Below are 23,041 nucleotides of genomic sequence, written 5' to 3' on the forward strand. Positions count from 1 at the left end.
TAGCGGTTGAAATCCGGGGACAAAGGCGAACGCTTCGCTTCTACAGATTCGATTCCGTGCCTCTTCGGCCTTTTTCAACAGCCTGAGAGTTTAGTCGTAGCGGCCTAACCCGCTCTCGAGGCAATTTCCATTCCCGCCTTGTTGATTTTCTCATAAGCCTGCTCAATCGTTTGTTGACCGAAGCTGACGGCCTCCATCTCCTTGACATAGTTATCAGCCCACTCTGAGTAGCCTGCTGCGACAGGGTAGAACGGCATCGCCTTCTCCAGCGCCAGATCGTAGAGCTCTTTGCCCAGGATATCCTTTGCCTCCAGTGTTGGCTCCAGCTCGGCGTAGTTTTCGGCGGAGATCGGGATGCCTCTCGTCAGGCCAAGCGCTTTGCCTGCTTCTTTATCGGTAATGAACCATTTCACGAACGTTTTGGCCTCATCCATGTGCGGAGTGGCCGCATTGACCGCGAGGAAGATCGTCGACTGCGCCCAACCGCCGCCAGCCGGTCCGGTCGGCAAGGTCGTAACTCCGATTTTGCCTGGCATCAGTTGCTCCAAGGCGCTGACCGAGCCGGTCGTCGCGCCGCGGGTCATGACGACGCCGGATGCCATTGGATCGGCTTGCGGATCATTTTCCTGGAACGCAGCGCTCCGGTCGGCAGGCGGCACAATGCCTTGCTCCCTGAACTCTGCATACGTCGAATAGAATGTCATGAACTTCTCTTTGTCCAGATTAAACGTCTTGCCATTGTCGGCCATGATGGGCTCTCCTCCCATGCCGACCTGGTAGTTGTTATAGTCGGCCCAGGCTCCGCTATCGCCGATCGGATATTTGCCATCCGGCAGCTTGGCGCGCGCATCTCTCGCCCATTGGAAGTACTCCTCGTACGTCCAACCCGGTTGCGGCAGCGGGATGCCATTCGCCTCCAGCTCTTCTTTGTTGAAGGCCATGCCCTGGGCATTCTGGCTGAGCGGAATGACGTACAGCTTGCCGTCGATCTTCAGATTCTCGATGACGGTGTCGTCGACGATGCCGGACAGATCAACATCCGTCAGATCTGCCAGCTGTCCGCGCGTAACATATTCTTGCAGATAAGCGGCATCCATCTGCAGCACATCCGGGATTGTCCGGGAAGCGGCGAGCGTCGGCAGCTTCTGCCAATAGGCGTCCCAGGACATCGCTTCCGTCTTGAAGGTCACGTTCGGGTTTTGCGACGTGTAAATGTCCAACGCCTTATTCGTCGCTTCATGCCGCGCATCCGTCCCCCACCACATCATGCCGAGCTCGGTGGCCCCCCCTTTGGCGCCGCCATTATTATCAGGTGTTGTAGGCGTTGTACCGCCGCCATTGTTCGGCGGATTATTGTTGCTCCCTCCCGAACAGGCAGTCAACAGGAGAAGCAAGGCTAAGGCGAGCAGCGACAAGCTTTTGGCAAAACGTTTCTGCATACATTTATCCCCTCTCTAATTGGTTTGGCGGTCATACTATCCTTTTAGCCCTGTTGTAGCGATCCCCTCTACAAAGTACTTTTGCGCGAACATGAAGATCAGGGCGGAAGGCATCACGGACAGCAAGGACATCGCTAGCAGTTGCCCCCACTGGACATCGAACTGGTCAATAAACATCCGCAAGCCCAGTCCGACGGTAAACTTGCTGACGGAGCTCAAGTACAGCAACTGACCGAAGAAATCGTCCCAGCTCCAGATGAAGGTGAAGATCCCTACCGTCACCAGCGCCGGCTTGATCAGCGGCAGGATGATGCGGAAGAAGATGCCGTACACCGACGCGCCATCGATCTTGGCTGCTTCATCGAGATCGCGCGGCAATCCCCGGATGAACTGCACGAGGAGGAAGATGAAGAAGGCGCCACCGCCAAAAAAGTGAGGCAATACCAGCGGAACGTAGCTGTCGGTGAAACCAAAGCTGTTAAACAAAATGTATTGCGGGACAATGGTCACCTGAGTCGGGAGCATCATCGTCAGCAGCAGGATCGCAAACCACATGCCCCGAAGCTTGAAATTCAGTCTGCCGAATCCGTAGGCAACGAGCGCTGCGGTCATGACGCCGCCGACGACATTGCCCAGCTCCATCAGCAAGGTATTGGCAAAAAATCGGCCGAAGCTGTGCTGGTTGGAATAATTCCAGCCCTTCGTATAGTTCTCCCAAATCGGCTCTGTGGGCCAGATCGTCGGCAGGCTAAGCTCGGCTACCGTCTTCAGGGACGCCCCGACCCACCAGATGACCGGGTAGATCATGATCAGCGAGAACGCGATTAGCAGAATGTGGGGAAGTACTTTCGCACGAAAGGATTTCATTTCGTTTTCCCCCCATCCGATTCGTAGAATACCCAGTAGCGCGAGGCTACGAAATTGATGAGCGTTAGCAAGGCGACGATGACCAGTAGAATCCAGGCGAGTGCGGAGGCATATCCCATTTGATAATGCTTAAATGCTTTTTCATAGAGGAACAGCGCATACATATAGGTAGAGTTAACGGGTCCGCCATTGGTAATGATGAAGGCAGCCGTGAACATCTGGAACGAGCCGATAATGCCAAGCACGAGATTAAAAAACATCACCGGCGAGAGCATCGGCAGCGTAATGCTGACGAATTTGCGAATGCGTCCTGCGCCATCCACCGAAGCCGATTCATAGAGCTCCCCAGGGATCTGCTTCAGCCCGGCGAGGAAGATAACCATGGTCGAACCGAATTGCCATGTATTCAGCAAAATCAACGTACCGAGCGCAGTATCCGGATTGGAGATCCAGGCTGTTCCCTCGATACCGACCCAGGAGAGCACATGATTGATATAACCGTCGGGTCCGAACATATTGCGCCACAGGGCAGCTACGGCAATACTGCCGCCGATCAGAGACGGGAAATAGATGGCTGTGCGATACGCGTTCATACCCCGCAAGCTTTTGACCAGCGCCATGGCGACCATGAGCGAGAAGAACAGCTTCAGCGGGACGGACACTAATACAAACAGGAAAGTAACGGTAAGCGATTTGGTAAACGTAGAATCGTCGGTTAAGATTTTGACATAATTGTCTGTCCCAAGCCACGTGGGGGCCCCAACGTCCAACATAGAGTAATTGGTGAAGGATAAGTACAAGGATTGGGCGATAGGCCAGAGCGTGAGCAGCAAAAACCCGATCAGCCAGGGAGATATGAAAATATAGCCGGCAAGGTTGTGCTCTTTCTTAAACATGAACCTCCTCCTCTTACAATCGTCTTGATATGAGGCTGTTTCTATAATGTATACGAAAGCGGTTTCATCGGAAAGGCGAAGATTTTATGAATAGGTCGGTTTTCTTTCATGAACGGCCTGGGTATAGGTGAAAAATTTACACTGCTGCCTCCCAAACAACACAAGAAAGTCACATCGACAACTGTATAATTGTGCAGCACAATAAGGATATGACCGATCCGACCACTCTAAGGGGAAGAAGGTGCTTCATATTGAAATTCGATCATCGGGATGACATTATTCAGCTGACGCCGCTTTGGGAGGGCGAACGTTTTGACAATGGAAGGCCGCGGGTATCGGAGGACGTCCTGAACCGGATGCGCCGCATTACGCTAGAGGAAGCATGGGGACCGCTATGGAACAGAGGATATACGTATCAATTTGAAGGCGATTTCAAAATGATCCATCCGAATAAAACGATGGTCGGCCGGGCAGTGACGGCGGTCATGGTGCCCAAGCGGCCCGATCTGCATGAGACGCTGCTAAACTATGGGCATGAACAAGAAGGCAGGCGCGGCTTCTTTAATCAGTGGGTTATCGATACGCTAGTGGAAGATGATGTCGTCGTCGTCGATATGTTCGACAAGATCCATCTGGGCACCTACGTTGGCGGCAATCTGTCCACTGCCATCAGCACCCGCACCAAGCGGGGCGGCGCCGTCGTCTGGGGCGGCATCCGCGATAACCAGCAGATCGTCGAAATCGACAATATTAATGTGTATTACCGGGGCAGCGATCCGACCGCGATCGGCGACGTGACGATGGTCAGCATGAACGGCCCGACACGGATCGGCAAGGCGATCTGCATGCCGGGCGATGTCGTGCTGGGCACGCCGTCGGGCGTCATCTTCATCCCGCCGCATCTGGCAGAGCTCACCGTCGTCCAGGCCGAGAAGTCTCAGGTGCGGGATATCTTCGGCTTTGTCCGGCTCAAGGAAGGGGTGTACTCGACCGCACAGATCGACGCCGCCTGGGACAAGGACCTCTGGCACGATTTCAAAGGCTGGTTCGACAACGACGAAGCGGCCGAGCCATATCGCCATCTGAACTGGGATAAGGAGCTGGAGGAGGCCAAGGAGAAGAGCGGCCCTGGCGGGGATGTGCGGTTGTAAGGAAGTAATACACATCGACGATAGGAAAGAGCCCTGGCCTAGTACTTCACTTAGGCAGGGCTCTTCTTTGCGCTACTAGGTCTTCCTGATCCGGTTGGCCCTGCTCATCAAAAAGAGCAGGTATGGCGCGCCCAGCAGCGCTGTAACGATGCCGGAGGGCAGCTCTTTGGGGATGATGACCATGCGGCCGATCCAATCCGCTCCGGCTAGCAAGATGCCGCCGAGCAGCGCAGCCACGATCATCGATTGCCGGAAACGGGGACCGACCAGCATCCGCGCGGCATGCGGCGCGAGCAGACCGATAAAGCCGACGGAGCCGACATTGGCTGCCGCCACGGAAGCCAGCACGACCGCAACGCCCGCCACAGCCAGTCGGGTATTGCGCACATGCAGACCGAGACCGGTCGAGCTCTCTTCGTTGAAGGTCAGCAGCTCCGTCCTGCGGCCGAGCCAATAGGCGATCGGCACGAGGATGAGCAGCACCGGTACGATCCGCTCGACCTCGGTCCAGCCGCGATTGTACGTGCTGCCAGCCATCCAGGACAAGGCCGGCGCTACAGCGACCTTGGCATGGATGATCATCAGATTGATAATAGCCGAGCCCAAGGCAGCGACGGCGATCCCGACCAGCGTCAGGACCGTCGGGTGCAGCCCTCGCCTCCAGGCGACCGCATACACCAGAGCCGCTGCAGCCGTGCCGCCAAGCACAGCTCCCAGTGGGACCCAGCCTGCAGCCAGCTGCGGGAAGGCGACCATCACGAGCAACGCGCCTGCGCCTGCCCCGCTGGTGATCCCGATCACTTGAGGATCGCCCAGCGGATTGCGCACCGCATGCTGGAGCAGGCAACCGCTGATCGCCAGCGCCATCCCGGACAAGCCGGCCGTGAGCAAGCGGGGCAGCCGCATATCCACGAGGATCTGCCGATACATCGCTTCGCCGCCCCCGGTTAATGCCGCCACGACTTCTGTGAACGGAATCTTCAAGCTGCCATACATCAGGCTGAGCACCCAGACCGTCAGCAGCACTACAGCGAGCAGCGGCGCCGTCACGCCAAATGGGACGCGCGTGCCCGAGCCGGTCATCGCCGTCCCGCTGGCGACTCCCCCGCTCATCGAACGGGAGACGCGCAGCGCCAGCCAGATAAGCCATGGCGCGCCGATCATCGCCGTGATGGCTCCGACAGGCAGCTCCCCGTACAGATCGACGAACATCCGTCCGACTGAATCCGCGCCGACGAGCAGCGCCGCCCCCCAGATTGCGGAGAGCGGGATCAGCCAAGCATGCTTGATCACCCCCGAGAGCCGCACCAGATGGGGAGCGACCAGTCCGATGAAGCCGATCGGTCCGACGACGCTTACGGTGATGCTGGCGAGCACAACCCCCGCCCCCATCGCCGACACCCGGGCGGCGCCGACGCGCTGACCGAGCGAGCGCGCCGACTCTTCATGCAGGGTGAGCATATCCCACTGGCGCGAGGCCAGCAGCACGATCAGCAGCATCCCCGCCACCCAAGGCAAGGCAAAGCTGACGCCGCTCCAATCGTTCTGAATGAGCGAGCCCGATCCCCACAGGAAGATCCCCTGCACCGTCTGCTGATTGAGCAGCACCAGCGCGCTGGTTACCGACGATAGCACCAGGGTGACGATCATCCCGGACAAAGCGACCCGCAGCGGCGAAGCCTGCGCTCTGCCTGCCAGCGCATATACGGCAACAGATGCCAGCGTACCGCCCGCAACCGCGAGCGGCAGGGCATACTGGGCCAACAGTCCAGGCCAGAAGATCATCCCGGCTACTACTGCCAGATAAGCGCCAGCGTTGACGCCGAGCGTCGTCTCCGAAGCCAGCGGATTACGCGTAACCGTCTGCATCAGCACGCCTGCTGCCGCCAGCGCTGCGCCGGCCAGCAGCCCGATCACCGTGCGCGGCAGACGAACGCTGCGGATCATATGATGCTCCGTGATGTCCTGCGGCGAGACGATCGCCTGGATAACGGAGCCGACCGAGATATCCGCGAGCCCTTGCGTCAGGCTGACAAATGACAACACGAGCAGCGCGCCCGCTCCCGACAGCAACATCCACCACACCCGCCAGCCGCTTTTGGACGCAGTAGAGGGCGTCCCGTAGGCGCCCTCCGTTGCGGATTGTGGTGCTGGATTGTTGGCCGAACTCATTGCGTCAACAGCTCTGCCGTCTTGCTGGCCATCGTCTGTGCGCCCAAAGGTCCGCCATACGGCCACATGTCGCCGCCCAGCGCATATACCCGGCCTTCTTTGACGAAGTTAAGGCCCTTCCAGACCGGATTGTCCTTCAGCTGGTTCTCGATGACGTTGTCGCTATCCTGGACAATATGCAGGAAGTTCGCATCCTGGAGAGCTGGCAGCGCCTCTACATCCGCTGTACTGAAGCCATATACTTCAAATTGCGCAGGTTTGTAGGCATTCGTCAGTCCGATATGCTCCAAAATCTTGACGGCCAGCGAGTTGTCGGTCGAGATACGGAACGTGACTGCGTTTTGGTTGCTGTATCCCATCGCCAGCGCAAACGGCCGCTCGGTCAAGCCAGCAGCCTCCAGCTTGGCTTTGGCTTCGGCATAGGTTTGATCGAGATCGCTCAGCACTTGCTTGGCCTCGTCCTGTTTGTCCAGCACATCGGCAATCGTCTGGAACGTGCCGATCATTTCCTCATACTGGTCGCCCTGTCCTTCGGCTGGATAAGGGTCAAATACCAGGGTCGGCGCGATGTTGCTGAATGCTTCGTAGTGAGCCTCAATATTATTTTTCAGCCCAATGATCAGGTCCGGCTTCAGCGAAGCGATAACCTCCATGTTAGGCTCCTGACGCAGCCCGACATCCGTAACCTCGGCACCGATCTCGACTGGAATGTCGACCCATTTATTCATGCCCTCGATATCGGCGATCCCTACAGGCTGAATGCCGAGCGCCAGCACATCTTCTGCATAGAGCCATTCGAGAGCGACGATCCGCTGCGGAACGCCAGTAATCTCCGTCTCTCCCAGCACATGCTTGATCGTGCGAGTTTGCGGTTCCGTATTGGATGGCTCGTTGCCAGCTTCTTGTTCCTGTGTATTCTGCCCGCTTGCCGTCGATTCGTTATTGGTCCCGCCAGCGTCCTTCGGCGAACCTCCACCGCATCCGGCTGCAACAAATGCCAAGATCACCAACATCAAAAATAGACCCTTCATGTTTCTCAATTCCAACTCTCCCTTTCCTAAGTAACAATATCCAAATCAGAATAAGTATGGCACCGATTTGATAGTGATTCTCACTTTCATTCCAGAGACAATGATATCGGTTCTCAATTGGATTGTCAACAACCTTAAACCTGGAAGTTGGAGAGCAGAAGAAAGCTCAACAAAGTTTCCTTGTTAGGTGACGGCTAAGTCGTGGGGGGGCGTTTCGATTCTAATGCTCGCCCTCGACCTTATTTATTCGAAAAGGCAGGGTCTCACAGGCTAACGCTCGCCAGAGAGCTTATTTCGGCAAAATTGCGAAAAAAAAGGCGTAATTTCGAAAATAAGCGCCGTGGCAAGCGCTACGATGAAAGGTGCGCCAAAAAACGGCAAATAAGCGCCGTGACGAGCGTTACAGTAACGACAGCTTACGCCGTGCTCTCCCTGGGCATCGCATGACCGCTTACGACGCTCCCTCCCTTGGACAAGGCCCGACGACCATCGAGTTGACCAAGGGCTCACCGCCGCTGCGCAATCTGTGTTCCGCTATTTATCCCGATTGCAGGGAGCTAGCTTCCTCCCGTGACCGAACTTTCAGCGGCTCGCTGTGCCTGGCTTGGCTAGGCGCGCAAGCCATCACATCGAAGAGGCCTATGCGCATACGCATAGGCCTCTCACAGATCCAGACTTGCGAGTCTTCGCTTCCGGCTCCTCGGGTCGTCGCCCCCGGCCTCGAGTGTGTGGATGAAGTTCCGTCTTTTCGCCGAAAATTCAGCCCAATCTGCTACCCTCAGATTATGCACACACGCCTAGAGCTCGATGCTCTAATCAGCCAGCTCGAGCCGTACGCCTGCCTCGCCGCACGCCTGCCGCAGCTCGTCCTGCGGGAGTTGATCGGTGACGATCCGTTGGACGCCGGAGAGCGGAGCGAAGGAGACGAGCATCCGCGCGCCGAACTTGGTATGATCGAGCACGATCGTCGTCTCCGCAGCCTGGCGGATCGCGATCTGCTTGATCTCGGCCTCGTACAGGTTCGAGTTGCTGAAGCCATGCGCGACCGTAAGCCCGGTCGCTCCGAGGAAGATCCGGTCGAACGCCATCGTCGCCAGATTCTGCCCCGCGATCGGACCGACCAGCGAGTGCGTCGCCTCCAGCAGCATGCCCCCGATCATCAGTACCGGGATCTGCTTGCCGGAGAGCTCGGCGGCGACGTTCAACGCATTGGTCACGACCGTCACCTTCATACCGGTCGGCAGGAACCTCGCCACCTGCAGCGTCGTCGTCCCGCCGTCGATGAACACCGACTCTCCCGGCAGGATGAGGCTGGCCGCATAGCGGCCGATCCTCGCTTTTTCCTCCATCAGGATGCCCGCCCGCTCCTGCAGCGCGACATCCTTGCCGACGAAGATCGCCCCGCCGAAGATCCGCTTGACCGCCCCCGTCTCCTCCAGCTTCTCGAGGTCGCGACGGATCGTCATCTCCGTCACCTGGTACGCGTCCTTCAACGCCGCGATCCGCAGCTCCCCCTCGCGCGAGAGCTGCTCCAGCATCTGCTGCTGGCGGGCGTTTAATCCTTGCATTGCGCTTGGTTTCATACGCTTCTTGCCTCCGATGGACTGATATCCCGCTATGGCTTTATTATCCACGCTCAGCAGTCAACATTCAACTCCAGCCGATAGGCGATCGACTCCCCCGGCTGCAGCATCGGCAAGCCCTCGTGGCTGCGCTGCGCCTCGCGGCCCTCCACCCGGCAGTTCGACGGCTCCAGCCCCAGCACATGCTCGCCCGCGCCCGGCATCCTCCATTGCACCAGCAATGGCAGCGTATCGCTCGACCAGCGCAGCGAGACGGCGAGCGACCGCCGCTGATCGGCGACCGGGAAGGCAGGATTGACGATACGCGTCTCAGTCATCCGCTCGTCATCCGCCGCCGACTGTCGCACCCGATGATAATATACCGTCTCGGCAATCGCCGCATCCGGCTCCTGCCAGTTGTCGGCCTGCGCGAGCATATCGTCCGCGCCGCCGCGCACCTCCCGCTCGGCCTCGGGCAGCTCGATGCACGTGTCCGGGCCAAGCAGCGGGAAGCCAAAGTTGAAGTGGTAGAGCATCATATGGACAGCCGGTTGGAACCCGATATTCTCCACACGGTCGCTGATATGGATACGGTTATCTCCCAGTCTGCCGGAGATCTCGCGGATCAGCCGGAGCTTGCTGCCGAAGATTGCCGTCTCCTCGACGACGCCGGATACGCTCCAGTCCAGCTCATCGCCCTCCCAAGCCTCGCGGACGCTCACCTGCCTCGCCGGCGTATGGTGGACGCGGCCATGCAGGCCGTAGCTGCCCGTCTCGTCGACGGACGGACTGCCTGCATGGGAGAGTCCGCAGGTCATGAGCAGACCGCCGGAGGCGGTGCGCAGCCAGTCCGTTCCCCCGGATTCGTAATGCATCGGATGAACGTCGCCATTGGCGGATTGCCAGGACAAGGGCACGCCCCAGAGCTGAGCCAGCGAGATATCCATGCCCTTGTCCGGCGTAATCTCGAAGGCCAGTCCCGCGCCCGTGCGTACCTCGATGATTTCCGTGCCCGCTTCCTTGCCCTCGGTCAGCCGCATCCGCCGGACACCGCCGATCTGGCCCAGTCGGCCTACGCGCGCTTCGAGCTCACGTCGTGTCCGTTCCTCTCCATATAGCCGCATCTGCAACCTCCTCCCCGCTCTTGTGTCTGCTACTCGTCCTCGAGCACGACAGGCATGCGCACCACGGCAGGATCGGTAAAAATATCCAGCTCGTCCCGGCTGGTGCTCGAGAACTCCGAAACGATCGCTCCCTCAGGCCCGGCCTGGAACCAATGGTTGGTGTCCGGCGGAATCGTATATTGCTCGCCCGGCTGAAGCACGATCTCGTGGAACACCGTATACGACGACTCGCTCCCAGCCGGCAACACGGCCTGGATCTTGGACGGCTCCCCTTCGACATAGAGCAGGACAGTGCCAGAGCGGCAGCGGAACGTCTCCATCTTGCCCGGCATGCCGTCCACCGACGGATGGCGATGCTCCGGGCAGGTCTGCCCGGGGAACAGCACCAGATCCTTGGCACAGTATCGATCCGTGTTAATGTAGGTAATCAGCTCCAGCCCCTGCACCGCCAGATTGCCCAAGCCAAAGCAGGCGACCTCGATGCTCTCCTGCTCCTCGCGGCTCAGCACGATGCCCGCCTCCGCCAGCATCTGCGCCGCGCGCGACTGCGCCTGCCGAACCTCGCTTCTTGTGATCGACATCCCGTTTCCTCGCTTTCCTCGTATCTTCTCCATATAATCACACGTCACACATCTAACATGCTCAGGGGATACTCACGCGCCCGCGGGCGTCTGCGCTTCCCAGATGCCCGTGTCCGGATGACGGGACCAGCCCGGCAGCGACAATGTCGTCTCCCGCTGCTGCCAACCGGCGGCGATACGCGCCTGCACCGTCTCCCAGCTCGGGATGCCGCTGACGGCGTCCGCGCGCTCGACATTGCAAGCGCCTGTGCCGACCGCGCCGAGCGCCATCTCCTCGATCGTCAGCCCCTTGGCCAGTCCGGCGAGGAAGCCGGCGATCGTACAATCGCCCGCGCCTGTCGTGCCGACCGTGTCGACGACGTAGCAGGGCGCCAGCAAGCGCCGATCCGTCCAGTTGGCGAGCCGCGACTCATCCGGCGCGCAGCCGCCCGTCTCCCGCAGCCGCGCCGCGCTCGCCGTCGTCCGCAGGTACAGACCGTGCTCGCCGAGTTTGATCCCGACGATCGCCGTCCCCATGTCCAGCAGCTGCTGCGACAGCGCTTCCAGCAACGGGCCGTCGGCGCATGCCAACAGCTCGGTCGTCCCGTGCATCTCGCACAGCTCCAGGTACAGGGCGGGGCGCAGCATATATAACAGCTCCTCGAAGCTCGGCAGGAATACATCCACCATAGGCAGCACCCGCTCCAGGATGCTCAGCCAGTCCGCCTGCCCGGCGGGCGAATCCGGCTCGGGCCGGGCCATATCGAGCGACACCGTCAAGCGATGCGCCTTGACCTTGGACAGCAGCCGCTCCAGCTCCGCGCCGCCCTGCTCGTACATTCTGCGCATGAGCGGCGGATAGCCAAAGTGGAACAGCCGGGCGTCCGGCAAGGCCTCATCCGGCACATCGTCGGAGGTGAAGGTATCGTTGGCTCCCGTACAATGCAGGAATACCCGATCGATCCCGGGCGGACTGATCACCAGCGAGTAGGAGCTATGCTCGCCCGGGGAGACGATCATCCCGTCGGACAGCGAGCTCCCGTAGCCGTCCAGATGGCTGCGGATCGCATCGCCGAACAGGTCGTCGCCGACCTTGCCCATCAGCTGTACGGGCAGGCCAAGCCGATGCAGGGCAAGCCCGGTGTTAGACACCGTGCCGCCGGTCGCGAGCTGGACGGGACCGACGTCGACCAGCTTGCCGGGGGCGAGCAGCTCGCCCATCCCCTGGCCATGGCTCGGCCCGTGCATCGCCGGGATCACGTCGAGACAGATATGGCCGGCGACGATCAGATCCCCCCGGATATCCTCCCGATGACTCACGCCAAGCCCTCCCAGTCGACAGCAATCGTGTCGCCCGAGCGCTCGGACGCCAGCGCCGCTGTGAAGAGCGCGTGACTGCCGGCCGCTTCCTCGGGCAGCGCGCAGGTGAACGGCTGGCTCATGCCGTCGCGGCCATGGACGACCTCGTCGCAAAACGCCGCCCACATCTGCAGGATCGAGTCGGAGAAGCCGAACTCGAAGATCCCGCCCGTAATTGTGCCATAAGCCGATTTGTAAGGGGCATCGACGACATGCCATGCTTGCTGCGCGCCCGGCTCATAAGGGAGCGAGGCGACCTGCTTCGGATTTTTAGTCGTGAACTCCGCCGACATCGCCGTCCCCTGGATGCGGATAAACCATGTATTCGCATGGCCCGGAGCAATCCGCTTGGTCGAGAGCACCATCGGGAATTGCTGGTCGGCCGTCTTCACGTCGCAGGCCAAGATTGCGTTGTCCCACGTCTCGCAAGGCGCCATACCGCCCTTGCCGTCCGGGCGCTCCTCGACAATCTTGGACAGCAGCGCCCGCACGCTCGCAGGCTTCCAGCCGAATCGCAGCGGCAGATGCAGCACATGCAGGCCAAGGTCGCCCATACAGCCATATTCGCCATTGGTGGCGATTCGACGCTTCCAGTTAATGACCTTGGTCGGGTCAAGATCGCTCGAATGCCAGAAGCCCGCCTCGACCTCGATGATCTTGCCGAACTTGCCTTCGTTGACCCACTGCACGATCTGCTGCGCGCCCGGGAAAAACGGAAATTCGGAGGAACTGCGTACGACGACGTCCGGGTTCTCCCGGATCGCTGCCATAATCGCCGCATTGGCTGCCTGATCGATGCCGAATGGCTTCTCGCCAAGCAGATGCTTGCCTGCGCGGATAATATCGATATAGATCTGCTCATGCAGGTTGTGCGGCACAGCGCAGTAGATCGCTTCGACCGCAGGATCGGCCAGCAGCTCCTTGTAGTCTGTATAGGCATGCTGCACGCTCGGCACCTGCTCCTGGAACCACTGGGTCGCTGCAGGATTGGCGTCGCATACCGCGACGATCCGCGGCTCGAAGTCGACGCCGGCCAGATGGCACCAGCGTGCGGCAGCGCTCGCGAACTCCTTGCCCATCAGCCCGCAGCCGATGACGCCAAACGAGACGATCCTCTTGCTCATCGGCTCGACGCTCCCTTCAGGATCGCCAGCGATTCTTCCGCTGTCGCGCCGTCATGCACGATGCTCATCAGAGCGGCCGTCATGCCCGCAGGGTCTGGATGCTGGACGACATTACGTCCGTAGACGATACCGGCCGCACCTTGCTTCATCAGCTCGACAGTACGCGCGATGATCTCCTCGTCGCTCGCGCGACCGCCGCCCCGTACCAGCACCGGAATGCCGGATGCCACCTCGATGACGCGATGATACTCGCTCACATCGTCGCACGGATCGGCCTTGATTACATCTGCGCCCAGCTCGACGCCCTGGCGGACCAATGGCATGATCTTGCGCAGGTCGCCGTCGACCATGTAGCCGCCCTTCTCTTCATTCGGCAGCATGACGAGCGGCTCGACCATCAGCGGCATGCCGTACTTCTCGCATTCGGTCTTGAGCAGCGAGACGTTGCGCACGCATTGGTGATGCAGCTCGGGTTGGCCAGGCAGCAACAGCAGATTGACGCATACCGCGACGGCGTCGAGCTGGACTGCCTGTTCGATGGCTCGATCGATCAGCTCGCTGAACAGGAAGCGCGGCAGCACATTGCCGTAGATATTGGCCGCATCGGTGCGCAGCACGAGCCCCGGCTTCTGCTTGCCCGGGATCTGTTGCAGGTGACGCGCTTGTCCTGCGCTGAGCTGGATGCAGTCCGGCCCGGCCTCTACGACGGTTTCTACAGCTTGCTTCATATTTTCGATACCGGACAGGAACGAATTTTCATTGAAGAATCCATGGTCGATCGCAACGTCGAAGCATTTGCCCTGGGCGCTGAACATCCGGTTTAATCTGACTTTAGTAGACAATAATAACCTCTCCTCGCAAAGTTGATTGTTCGTTTGTAACATAATATTATAATAAACGAACATTATTGTCTACTAGAAATTCAGACTGCCCTCAAAAGGCCGAAGGGGACAACAGCGATCGAAAGATCGATCCCGTGACCGTAGGCTATATTTTGAGGGCAGCCTGAAAATTGCTAACTATACCTTATCTCGACTTCAGCCTCTTGAAAGGCTGCCTCCCACTCTTCGGAAGGCTGTTGATCTGTAATGACAGCGCGCACCTCGTCAAGCTTGGCGAACGAAAACAGCGCGCTATGATCGAACTTGGTATGATCCATGACGATATACGATTCGCTGGCCCGGCTGATCGCCACACGCTTGATCTCGGCCTCCAGCATATTGGCGTTGCTGAAGCCATGCAGACGGCTAAGGCCAGTCGTGCCCAAAAACGCCTTATCAAACGCCATCCTGCTGATCGATTCCGTCGCAACCGTCCCGCCCATGCCGTTGGTCGTCTCCAGCAATACCCCGCCAATGACTACAGTCGGAATCTGCTTCTCCGACAACTCGGCCGCGACGTGAATCGCATTGGTGACGACCGTGATCGGCACCCTGTCCGGCAAAGCACGGGCGATCTGCAGCGTCGTAGAGCCGCTGTCGATGAAGATCGATTCGCCGGGGTTCACCAGGCTGACCGCGATCTGACCGACCCGCTCCTTGCCCGGCATGTTTACCGTAGAGCGCACGGGCAAGGCCAGCTCCTTGGAGCTCAGGATAGCCCCTCCGTACGTACGCTTCAGCATGCCGTGCTGCTCCAGCTTCTCCAGATCCCGGCGGAGCGTCATGTCCGTAACAGGGAACATTTCCTTCAGTTCCGTAATTTTGACCTCGCCAACGCTGTGCAACAAATTGACGATTTGCTTCTGACGTTCATTCATTCGAGCCGACATATTGGCCTCCACTGCACTTGTATTGGCTCACTGAGCCGTTCTTCATCTCCTTGATTATATGACATCTTCCGAACATTTAATAGGAGCTGTGCTGTTCGATACAAACATCTCATGATAAATTCGCAAAACAAAAGCAAAGAACCCTCAACAAAACGCAGTTAAACGTCCCATGAGAGTCCCTTTGTGGCAAAGCATCCATTCAATCCGCTACCCGTCAAGCAATCAACGACGGTTCAGACGGTAATACAGATCATTCCAGCGCAATTCGTCCTCCAGTCGGCTCACGCTCGTCGACGAATCGATGACGACGCACTCCACGCCAGCCAGCTTGGCCCAATCGGCCATCTGCTCGCTCGTGACATGATAAGAGAAGCCGAAGTGATGGGCGCCGCCCGCGGTAATCCAAGCTTCCGCAGCCGTCGTTAATGAAGGCTCAGGCTTCCACAGCACTCGCGCCACCGGCAAATTCGGCATATCGTGCGTATTCTGGACCGCCTGAACCTTGTTGACGATCAGCCGGAATCGGTCGCCCAGATCGACAAGGGTGGCATTGACCGCTGCGCCGGTCGCGCCGTTGAAGATCAACCGCGCCGGGTCGGCCTTGCCTCCCACGAATAGAGGATGCACAGCGACGCGCGGCTTGTCGGCCGCGAGCGTCGGGCAGAGCTCCAGCATATGAGCGCCGAGCACCAGCGGGTTGCCATCCTGCAGATGATACGTGTAGTCCTCCATGAAGGAGGTGCCCTGGTTGTTCGCCATGATCTTCATCAGTCTCACAAGCGCCGCCGTCTTCCAGTCGCCCTCGCCGCCAAAACCGTATCCCGCAGCCATCAAACGCTGCGCAGCCAAGCCCGGCAGCTGCTGCAAGCCGTGCAGGTCCTGGAAGCTCGTCACGAAGGCGCTGTAGCCGCCCTCTTGCAGGAAGGCCTTCAAGCCCAGCTCGATACGCGCCTGCTCGCGGATCGCTTCACGCTCGGCGCCGTCCGCACGGCCTGCCTCGGTAAAGTCATATAGCGCCGCATATTCATCCATCAGTTCCTTCACTTGCGCATCCGAGACGTCATTAACCCGCTCCGCAAGGTCGCCCGCAGGATAGCCGTTGACCGACCAGCCGAACCGGATCTCGCCCTCCACTTTGTCGCCTTCGGTTACAGCCACATACCGCATATTGTCGCCGAAGCGGGCGATCTTCAGCGTCTGGCTCTCCGTATAGGCAGCTGCCGTCCGCATCCAGGAACCGATGCGTCCATGCACCAGCTCCTCCTGCCAGTGACCTGCGACGATCTTGCGCGGCAGACGCAGCCTGGCGCCGATGAAGCCGAATTCGCGGTCGCCATGCGCGGATTGGTGCAGATTCATAAAGTCCATATCGATCGTGTCCCAAGGAATCTCTACACTGAATTGGGTATGCAGATGCAGCAGAGGCTTCCGCAGCTGACTCAGCCCGGAGATCCACATCTTGGCCGGGGAGAACGTATGCATCCAGGCGACGATGCCCGCGCAACATTCATCGGAATTGGCTTCCAGACAGACGCGCCGGATCGCATCCGACGACGTCACGACGGCCTTGAAGGTTAATGTGTACGGAAGCTTCGCCTCGGCGGCGAGCCCTGCCACGATCGCTTTGGCATTCGCTTCGACTTGCGAGAGCACTTCTTCTCCATAGAGATCCTGGCTTCCCGTTACGAACCAGAATGTATAAGGTTTTGCTTGAATCATAGCGATTCCCTCCTCGTATAATGGCGGTTTATGCCTTGCCGCTGCTGCGGAATCTGCGCATAATATGCTGCGCGTCATCTCGGATGTCCTGGATCGTATGCATCATATATTCATGATAAAATACGCTCTCCTCGGCTTGAGCCAAGCGCGCCTTGGCCCGCTCCATCACCTGGAGCGCCATGCCGGTGTAATAATTGATCTTGGCTATGCCTTGGTCGATCGTCTGACTGAAGTCGCTGTCCGACAAGCCCGATCCTCCGTGCATGACGATCGGCACGCCGGCACGCTCGCGGATTTGCTTCAGACGCGGCAGATCGAGGACCGGCTTTTTCAGATAGACCCCATGTACGGTTCCAAAAGCGGCCGCAAGCGCGTCGATCCCTGTCCGCTCTACAAACTCCGCCGCCTGCTCCGGATCGGTGTAGAGGGACGTATCGTCGATTACCGAATCATCGTCCTCGCCCTCCGCCCCGCCGCTCCTCGGCCGGGTTACATAGCCGAGCTCGCCCTCGACCGAAACGCCTAACGTGTTGGCAATTTTCACGACCTCGGCCGTCCGTTGCACATTTTCTTCGTACGCATATTCGGACCCGTCGTACATAATGGCATTGAAGCCAAGATGCATCGCTTTTGTGACGGCCGAGAAGCTTTTGCCGTGATCCAGCAAAATGCTGACAGGCACGCTGGCCCTGTTCATCGCCGCCACCATAATCGGCGCAATCTGCTCCAACGGAGTGTACTTAAAATGAATCTCCGCATGACATAGGATCACGGGCGACCGTTCTTCCTCGGCTGCCTCGATAATGCCGCGGATCATATCGAGATTGATGGCATTAAAGCAAGGGACGGCATAACCTCGTCGCGAGGCGTCCTGCAGCATTTCGCTCATAGCTGCTTTGGCCATTTGTTGACCGCCTTTCCTTCAAAAAGTTTAAACCAATCATTATTTATGTTCGGTTTAAACGTTATTATAGATTGAAACCGATGTTATGGCAATAAAATTGTAGCCAACCCATCAAAAAATGTTTATAATGAACATACATTCAACAAGAGAGAGGGGATCCGATCTTGACACTAATGGGACTCGACATCGGTACGACCGGTTGCAAAGCCTCGTCATTTAGCGAAGAGGGCGCGTTGCTGGCAACCGCTTATCGCGAATACGCGACGAACCATCCGGAGCCGGGAACCTATGAGCTTGATCCGCTACGGGTCTGGGAAGCCGTGCAGCGCGTCATCGCGGAAGCTGCGTCAGCCGTCTCCAGGTCGTCCGTGACTGCGCTGAGCATCTCTTCCTTGGGCGAAGCCGTCGTTCCCGTTGACCGGAAGGGTAACGTCCTGGGCTCTGCAATACTCTATATGGATCAGCGCGGCCGCGAGCAAGCCTTGATGCTGGAGCGCTCGATCGGCAAGCAACGCACGATGGAGATTACCGGTGTCCCGCTGCATCCGATGTTCTCTCTCCCGAAGATCATGTGGATCAGGCAGCATCAGCCTGAGCTATACGAGCAGGTGTGGAAATTTATGCTGTTCGGCGATTTTATCGCCTATCTGCTCACGGGCAACTGCGCAACCGATTACACACTGGCCTCCCGCACGATGGCGCTCAACCTCTCCCGCAGGCAGTGGGACGAAGATATGCTGAAGGCTGCCGGCGTCGAAAGCGACATGCTCCCTCGCTTGATCCCGCCCGGCGGACCGATCGGACAAGTGCGCAGCGCTGTTGCCCGCGGGCTGGGACTGCTCCCGGGCACCCTCGTCGTAGCCGGCGGACACGATCAGGCGTGCGCGGCGCTCGGCGCAGGCATCCTATCCCCGCATCAGGCGGTCGACAGCATCGGTACGGTCGAATGCATCACGCCGGCGTTTCCTTCTCCCGTCCTCGGACCTGCCATGCTGGAGCAGCAATATAACTGCGCTCCGCACGTCGTTGACGGCTTGTACCTTACCTATGCGTTCAACTTTACCGGCGGCTCGCTGCTCCGGTGGTTCCGGGACCAGTTCGGGCACAGCGCCGAGGCAGCGGCTGCCGCCTCCGGGCTGTCGGTCTATGATTATCTCAGCTCGGTGGCCGCCCCTGCTCCCACCGAGCTGCTCGTCATCCCGCATTTCGCCGGATCGGGCACCCCTTATATGGACCCGGAAGCCAAGGGCGTCCTGTACGGTCTCACGCTCCATACCGGGATGGGCGAGCTGTATCGGGCCTTGATGGAAGGCGTCACCTTCGAGATGAGATACAACCTGGATTGCCTGCGAGAGGCCGGGATACCGGTCCATTCGCTGCGGGCCGTCGGCGGAGGCGCCAAGTCCGACCTGTGGCTACAGATCAAGGCAGATATTATGAATGTCCCGATCGAGCGGTTGAACGTCAGCGAAGCCGGGACGATCGGCAATATGATGCTGGCAGGCAAAGCGGCGGGGATCTATCGCTCGTACGAGGAGGCGGCGCAGACGCTGGTGAGATCGGTTCGCGCATTCGAGCCGCAGCAGCCGCATCAATCGTTGTATGATGAGCGCTACGGCCAGTATATGAAGCTGTCCAAGACGATCCAAAGCATGCAAAAAACACCCTGAACGCGATGCCCGCGCGTAAAGGGTGTTGGGGAAGAGGGCGGCAGACGTTTTAGTTCGCCACCGCATCGCGGAACTCTGTCGGCGAGACGCCGACTTTTTTCTTGAACACCTGACTAAAGTAACGGGGGTCCTGATAGCCAACCCGCTCCGCCACCTCATAATTTTTGTAATGGGTCGTGCGGAGCAGCTCCTTGGCCTTCTCCATCCGGATATGCGTCAGATGCTCGATGAAGGTATGGCCGGTGTTCGTCTTGAACAGCAGGCTGAGGTAGGATGGCGTCATGTAGACTTTGCTCGCGACTACGCACAAGGTTACCTTGTCGCAATCCTGCTCCATGAGGCGGATCGTCTTCTGAATGATGCGCCGGTGGTTCTCCCTCGCCTCGGATAGCGGCGTCTTGCGCAGCTCCATATAACAGCGCACCAGATAGGCCTGCAGCTCCTCGAGCGTCTCCATATCGAGGATCGCCGTCACCTCCGCGCGGGCATGGCTCTCGCTATAACCATGATCGGCGAGCAGCCGCTTCTCCGTCGTCACCAGCAGCCGCATCGTCAGCTCGTACATATGCTTGATATCGGGCATCCCATGCTGCAGCAGCGACGTATAGAAGCGCCGGACCGCCTCCGCCACCTCAGCCTCGGACTCTGCGGCCTTCACCGCTGCCAGCAGCTGCTGCTCACCCTCCTCGGGATAGTCCTTAAGATGGATATAGGGCCGCAGATCGCTGGCGTACAGCAGTCGCGACTCCCCTCGATAAAAACGGCTCTGCAGCGCCGAATCGGCCTGCAGACAGGAGCGGTGGATCTCCGCCAGCTGGCGGCACGGCTGGCCGATGCCGAAGACGGCATCGAGCCCCCAGCGCTCCGTCAGCGTGCGCTGCAGCGCCGGCAACAGATGGCGGGCGCTCCAGGAGAACAGGATCGCCGCGCGGCCCTGCTCGTCGACGTAGACGACCGTCGTCTCTGGCAGCTGCTGACGGAGGAGCTGCCTCAGCTGCTCCGTCCGACTGTCGGAGGGCTCGGCTTGTACTCCCGCCAGCTGCAACAGCGCAATCGTCGGATACGTATAGTGAGGATGCAATCCGAGCTGCTCGAACGCCTGCTTCAGCGGCTGACCCGATCTGCGCCGGCCGCTGACCAGCAGCTGCAGGAAGCGGTCCCGCATCCAATTCAACATCATATCGTCTCTGAATAAAAGCTCTTCGTTCACCATGCGTAAATCCCCTTTCCGATTGGTAGCCTCGTGTCGTACCAGGGTGCATGTAGTCACAGAACAATTCAGCAGCAGCTATTCATCAATGGAGATGTTCTTGTAGGCGTGCATATGCTCGATGAAAGCCTGTTCGGCTACTGCCGCATCGCCGGAACGCAAGGCTTCGAGCAGCTTCAGATGCCACTCGGCCAGCTTCTCCGTCGTATGATGGCGATTGGAGATGGCCATGAAGCGCATCACCTTCGTGCGCAGACGGTCCCACAGCTCCTGGATCGCCTGGTTGCCGCACTTCAGATAAAAAAACTCATGAAAATCCATATCGAGCTCCAGGATGCGGAACGGCTCATGCTCCCGACTCGCCCGATCCATCTCCTCGATTAACAGCTCCAACGTTCGGTAGTCGGCGGCCGTCAGCAGCGGCATCGACTCGCGAACGGCAAAACCCTCGATGATCTCCCGCAGCACGAAAATATCCTTGATCTCCTTGGCGGTAATCGTCGAGACGACGGAGCCTTTGTTGGGGACGCCGACGATCAGTGTCTCTTGCTTCAGGCGCTCGAGCGCCTCGCGGACCGGAGCCTGGCTGATCGCGAACCGTCTGGCGATGTCCGTGACGATGAGCCGAGCGCCCGGCGGCAGATCGCCGGTCAGGATATCTTGTTTGAGCGAGCGATACACATGCTCGCTCATGGATATCGTCTGTTCGGACAACTCACTTCCTCTTATCACACTCACCCCTTTTCTTGATTATCGATTATCGATAATTTATCTTCTACACGTATTATATGACGGATTATCGATAATGACAACGCTTTCTTTCAAATTCCATGAAAAAGCCCCCCACTGCCGCAATGAAGCGAAAGCGGGGGGCTATAAGGAGCGAAACACATTTCGGCTTCAACTGCCAAGCAATTCGTCCAGCGACAGAACGTCCAGTGCGATGTCTGGCGGAAGCTGCGAGGCACAAACTGCCAGCGCGTGGCCCGCATCGAGCGGCAGCAGACGAATCTCCCAGGGCAAGGACTCACCCGCTGCCGTCTCCAGGCGGGCTCCATCCATCCCGATGCGGACCACAAACGACTGCAACGGCATCGACAAGCCATCGCCAACAGCCTTGATATAACTCTCCTTGGCCGACCACAGCTCGTAAAACCGCCGCAAACGCTGCGTCTCCTCCTCCGTTGCCTGCATATACATCCGCTCGGCATCGGCAAAGCAACGTTTCGCCAAGTCGTCGTCGACTGGTCGCACCGCCTCGACATCGACGCCAACCGGGACCTCATGGCACACGCAGACGACATACTCGCCAGAGTGACTAATATTGTGCCAAGTACCGGGATAATCGATTAGCTCCGGCTTGCCGTGAGACAGATAACGGAAGGACAGCGTGCCGTCGGCGGCTCCCAGCAGTCGCTGCAGCAGCAGCTCCCCGGCAGCGGTACGCACCGCGTCCCGGCGAAATTTGAACCTCCCGGCCTTGGCCCGGCGCTCGGCGGAGACCTGGGCGAGCAGCCGCTCGTAACGGCTGTCATCGACCGTCTCCTCTATTCGTACTGCCGCCAGCTTCATCTTGTCATTCACTCCTTGGGATCGACCGGACCTTGCTGCTCCAGCTCGGCCAGCTTGGCCTCGTAACGACGGGCATTGACCGCGCTGTGCTCAGGCCGGAAGATCGTATAATGTCCGCCCTCGAGCGGGCAGATCGCAGGCGGCAGCGCCAGATGGCTGGCCCATAGCGATGGGTCGGGCGACTCGCTGCCCTCGCCATCCGACGCCAACAACAGCAACACCGGCGCTTGCAGCTCGCCGTGCGGACGGTAGCTCATCTCCGCCTCGGCGAGCGCAGCCATCGCTCGCTCATCGTACCGGCTCCACTGCTCGTCCTCACGGAGCGACGCCACCTCGCGCGCGATCAGCTCCCGCATCGCCTCGCCTTCGGCAGCTCCGGCTGCCTCGGCCGCTGCTCGCGACTGCTCCGGCGCCATCGTATCGAACAGCGTCAGCCAGGCGACCCGCTCGCCTGCCGCCTCGAGCTGACGCGCCGTCTCATAGCCGACCGTCCCGCCCAGACTCCAGCCGGCGATCCGATAAGGGCCTTGCGGCTGCTTGCGGCGGATCAGCGCGACGTAGCGCGCGGCGATCTGTGCGACATCCGGCCGCTCGCCAGCGCCATGAGACGCTGCCGATCGGATGCCCCAATACCGGTCAGGGCCTGTCAGCTCGCGGATGAAATGGCTGTAGCCGTCCACCTCGCCCGTCACATCGTGCAGCACGAACACCTGACGCCCCTCTGCGGAGCCTGACTTAAGCAGGATCAGTCCGTCGTCGCCCTCCGGCGCCTCTGCCTCCCCTGCTCCCGCGAGCGTATCGCCTGCCGCATGCAGTTCGGCGGCCCGCGCTGCCGCCGGACCTTGGCTCGACTCCAGCCAGGCTGCCATCGCATGCAAGCGCGGGACGCGGAAGACATCCGCGAGCGCCA

Annotated in this window: 20 protein-coding genes; 2 read left to right on the forward strand and 18 right to left on the reverse strand. The window is 59.4% G+C overall.

Going from position 1 to position 23,041, the window contains the following annotated elements:
• Window positions 1-104: 104 nt before the first annotated feature.
• The 3 genes from PA598K_RS24300 to PA598K_RS24310 are packed head-to-tail and all read right to left on the reverse strand — an operon-like array spanning window position 105 to window position 3,202.
• Window positions 105-1,439, reverse strand: coding sequence for an extracellular solute-binding protein (locus tag PA598K_RS24300; protein WP_128659440.1), 1,335 nt, complete (start codon window positions 1,437-1,439; stop codon window positions 105-107).
• Between the two features lie 36 nt (window positions 1,440-1,475).
• On the reverse strand, window positions 1,476-2,306 hold the full coding sequence (locus tag PA598K_RS24305) for a carbohydrate ABC transporter permease (protein ID WP_128659441.1): 831 nt from the start codon (window positions 2,304-2,306) through the stop codon (window positions 1,476-1,478).
• Complete coding sequence (locus PA598K_RS24310) at window positions 2,303-3,202, reverse strand: carbohydrate ABC transporter permease (RefSeq protein ID WP_128659442.1); 900 nt, start codon at window positions 3,200-3,202, stop codon at window positions 2,303-2,305. The genes PA598K_RS24305 and PA598K_RS24310 overlap by 4 nt, the downstream gene beginning before the upstream one ends.
• A gap of 251 nt (window positions 3,203-3,453) precedes the next feature.
• On the opposite strand from PA598K_RS24310, the gene PA598K_RS24315 reads away from it, so the two are divergent.
• Window positions 3,454-4,353: an RraA family protein gene (locus PA598K_RS24315; RefSeq protein WP_128659443.1), complete on the forward strand. Its 900-nt coding sequence runs from the start codon at window positions 3,454-3,456 to the stop codon at window positions 4,351-4,353.
• 75 nt (window positions 4,354-4,428) lie between these two features.
• Here PA598K_RS24315 and fhuB read toward each other — a convergent pair whose 3' ends face one another.
• From fhuB to PA598K_RS24370, 11 genes are all read right to left on the reverse strand, one after another.
• Window positions 4,429-6,525, reverse strand: a complete 2,097-nt coding sequence (gene fhuB / locus PA598K_RS24320) for a Fe(3+)-hydroxamate ABC transporter permease FhuB (RefSeq protein WP_128659444.1) — start codon at window positions 6,523-6,525, stop codon at window positions 4,429-4,431.
• Window positions 6,522-7,565 (reverse strand): ABC transporter substrate-binding protein, encoded by a 1,044-nt coding sequence (locus PA598K_RS24325; RefSeq protein ID WP_128659445.1) that lies wholly within the window; start codon window positions 7,563-7,565, stop codon window positions 6,522-6,524. The genes fhuB and PA598K_RS24325 overlap by 4 nt, the downstream gene beginning before the upstream one ends.
• Window positions 7,566-8,368: 803 nt before the next feature.
• A complete protein-coding gene (locus PA598K_RS24330) occupies window positions 8,369-9,139 on the reverse strand; it encodes a DeoR/GlpR family DNA-binding transcription regulator (RefSeq protein ID WP_128659446.1) in 771 nt (256 codons plus the stop codon).
• Between the two features lie 53 nt (window positions 9,140-9,192).
• Entirely contained in the window at window positions 9,193-10,242 is a 1,050-nt protein-coding gene (locus PA598K_RS24335) for an aldose 1-epimerase family protein (protein WP_128659447.1), read from the reverse strand.
• 29 nt (window positions 10,243-10,271) lie between these two features.
• On the reverse strand, window positions 10,272-10,823 hold the full coding sequence (locus PA598K_RS24340) for a D-lyxose/D-mannose family sugar isomerase (RefSeq protein ID WP_128659448.1): 552 nt from the start codon (window positions 10,821-10,823) through the stop codon (window positions 10,272-10,274).
• A 72-nt stretch (window positions 10,824-10,895) separates the two neighbouring features.
• Entirely contained in the window at window positions 10,896-12,122 is a 1,227-nt protein-coding gene (locus tag PA598K_RS24345) for a carbohydrate kinase family protein (RefSeq protein WP_128659449.1), read from the reverse strand.
• Window positions 12,119-13,285, reverse strand: a complete 1,167-nt coding sequence (locus PA598K_RS24350; RefSeq protein WP_128659450.1) for a Gfo/Idh/MocA family protein — start codon at window positions 13,283-13,285, stop codon at window positions 12,119-12,121. Before PA598K_RS24350 ends, PA598K_RS24345 begins: the two co-directional genes overlap by 4 nt.
• Complete coding sequence (locus PA598K_RS24355) at window positions 13,282-14,127, reverse strand: class I fructose-bisphosphate aldolase (protein ID WP_260405579.1); 846 nt, start codon at window positions 14,125-14,127, stop codon at window positions 13,282-13,284. The genes PA598K_RS24350 and PA598K_RS24355 overlap by 4 nt, the downstream gene beginning before the upstream one ends.
• Before the next feature lie 173 nt (window positions 14,128-14,300).
• Entirely contained in the window at window positions 14,301-15,056 is a 756-nt protein-coding gene (locus tag PA598K_RS24360) for a DeoR/GlpR family DNA-binding transcription regulator (RefSeq protein WP_128659451.1), read from the reverse strand.
• A gap of 222 nt (window positions 15,057-15,278) precedes the next feature.
• On the reverse strand, window positions 15,279-16,775 hold the full coding sequence (gene araA, locus PA598K_RS24365; protein ID WP_128659452.1) for an L-arabinose isomerase: 1,497 nt from the start codon (window positions 16,773-16,775) through the stop codon (window positions 15,279-15,281).
• Between the two features lie 28 nt (window positions 16,776-16,803).
• Complete coding sequence (locus PA598K_RS24370; RefSeq protein WP_128659453.1) at window positions 16,804-17,679, reverse strand: class II fructose-bisphosphate aldolase; 876 nt, start codon at window positions 17,677-17,679, stop codon at window positions 16,804-16,806.
• Window positions 17,680-17,852: 173 nt separating this feature from the next.
• Here PA598K_RS24370 and PA598K_RS24375 point away from each other — a divergent pair, with 173 nt between their 5' ends.
• On the forward strand, window positions 17,853-19,349 hold the full coding sequence (locus tag PA598K_RS24375) for an FGGY-family carbohydrate kinase (protein ID WP_260405585.1): 1,497 nt from the start codon (window positions 17,853-17,855) through the stop codon (window positions 19,347-19,349).
• 49 nt (window positions 19,350-19,398) lie between these two features.
• Here the strand turns inward: PA598K_RS24375 and PA598K_RS24380 are convergent, their stop codons facing one another.
• From PA598K_RS24380 to PA598K_RS24395, 4 genes are all read right to left on the reverse strand, one after another.
• Complete coding sequence (locus tag PA598K_RS24380; RefSeq protein WP_128659455.1) at window positions 19,399-20,562, reverse strand: helix-turn-helix domain-containing protein; 1,164 nt, start codon at window positions 20,560-20,562, stop codon at window positions 19,399-19,401.
• A 75-nt stretch (window positions 20,563-20,637) separates the two neighbouring features.
• The gene (locus PA598K_RS24385; protein WP_260405580.1) at window positions 20,638-21,273 is read right to left on the reverse strand and encodes a GntR family transcriptional regulator; all 636 of its coding nucleotides are present in this window, start codon (window positions 21,271-21,273) and stop codon (window positions 20,638-20,640) included.
• A 186-nt stretch (window positions 21,274-21,459) separates the two neighbouring features.
• Window positions 21,460-22,131 carry a 4'-phosphopantetheinyl transferase family protein gene (locus PA598K_RS24390; protein WP_128659457.1) on the reverse strand — a complete coding sequence of 224 codons (672 nt, stop codon included), beginning with the start codon at window positions 22,129-22,131 and terminating at the stop codon, window positions 21,460-21,462.
• Between the two features lie 8 nt (window positions 22,132-22,139).
• Window positions 22,140-23,041, reverse strand: a 902-nt coding sequence (locus tag PA598K_RS24395; protein WP_260405581.1) for a thioesterase domain-containing protein, incomplete at its 5' end; no start/stop codon positions are given.

It is taken from the genome of Paenibacillus sp. 598K (assembly GCF_003851045.1).
Classification (GTDB): domain Bacteria; phylum Bacillota; class Bacilli; order Paenibacillales; family Paenibacillaceae; genus Paenibacillus_D.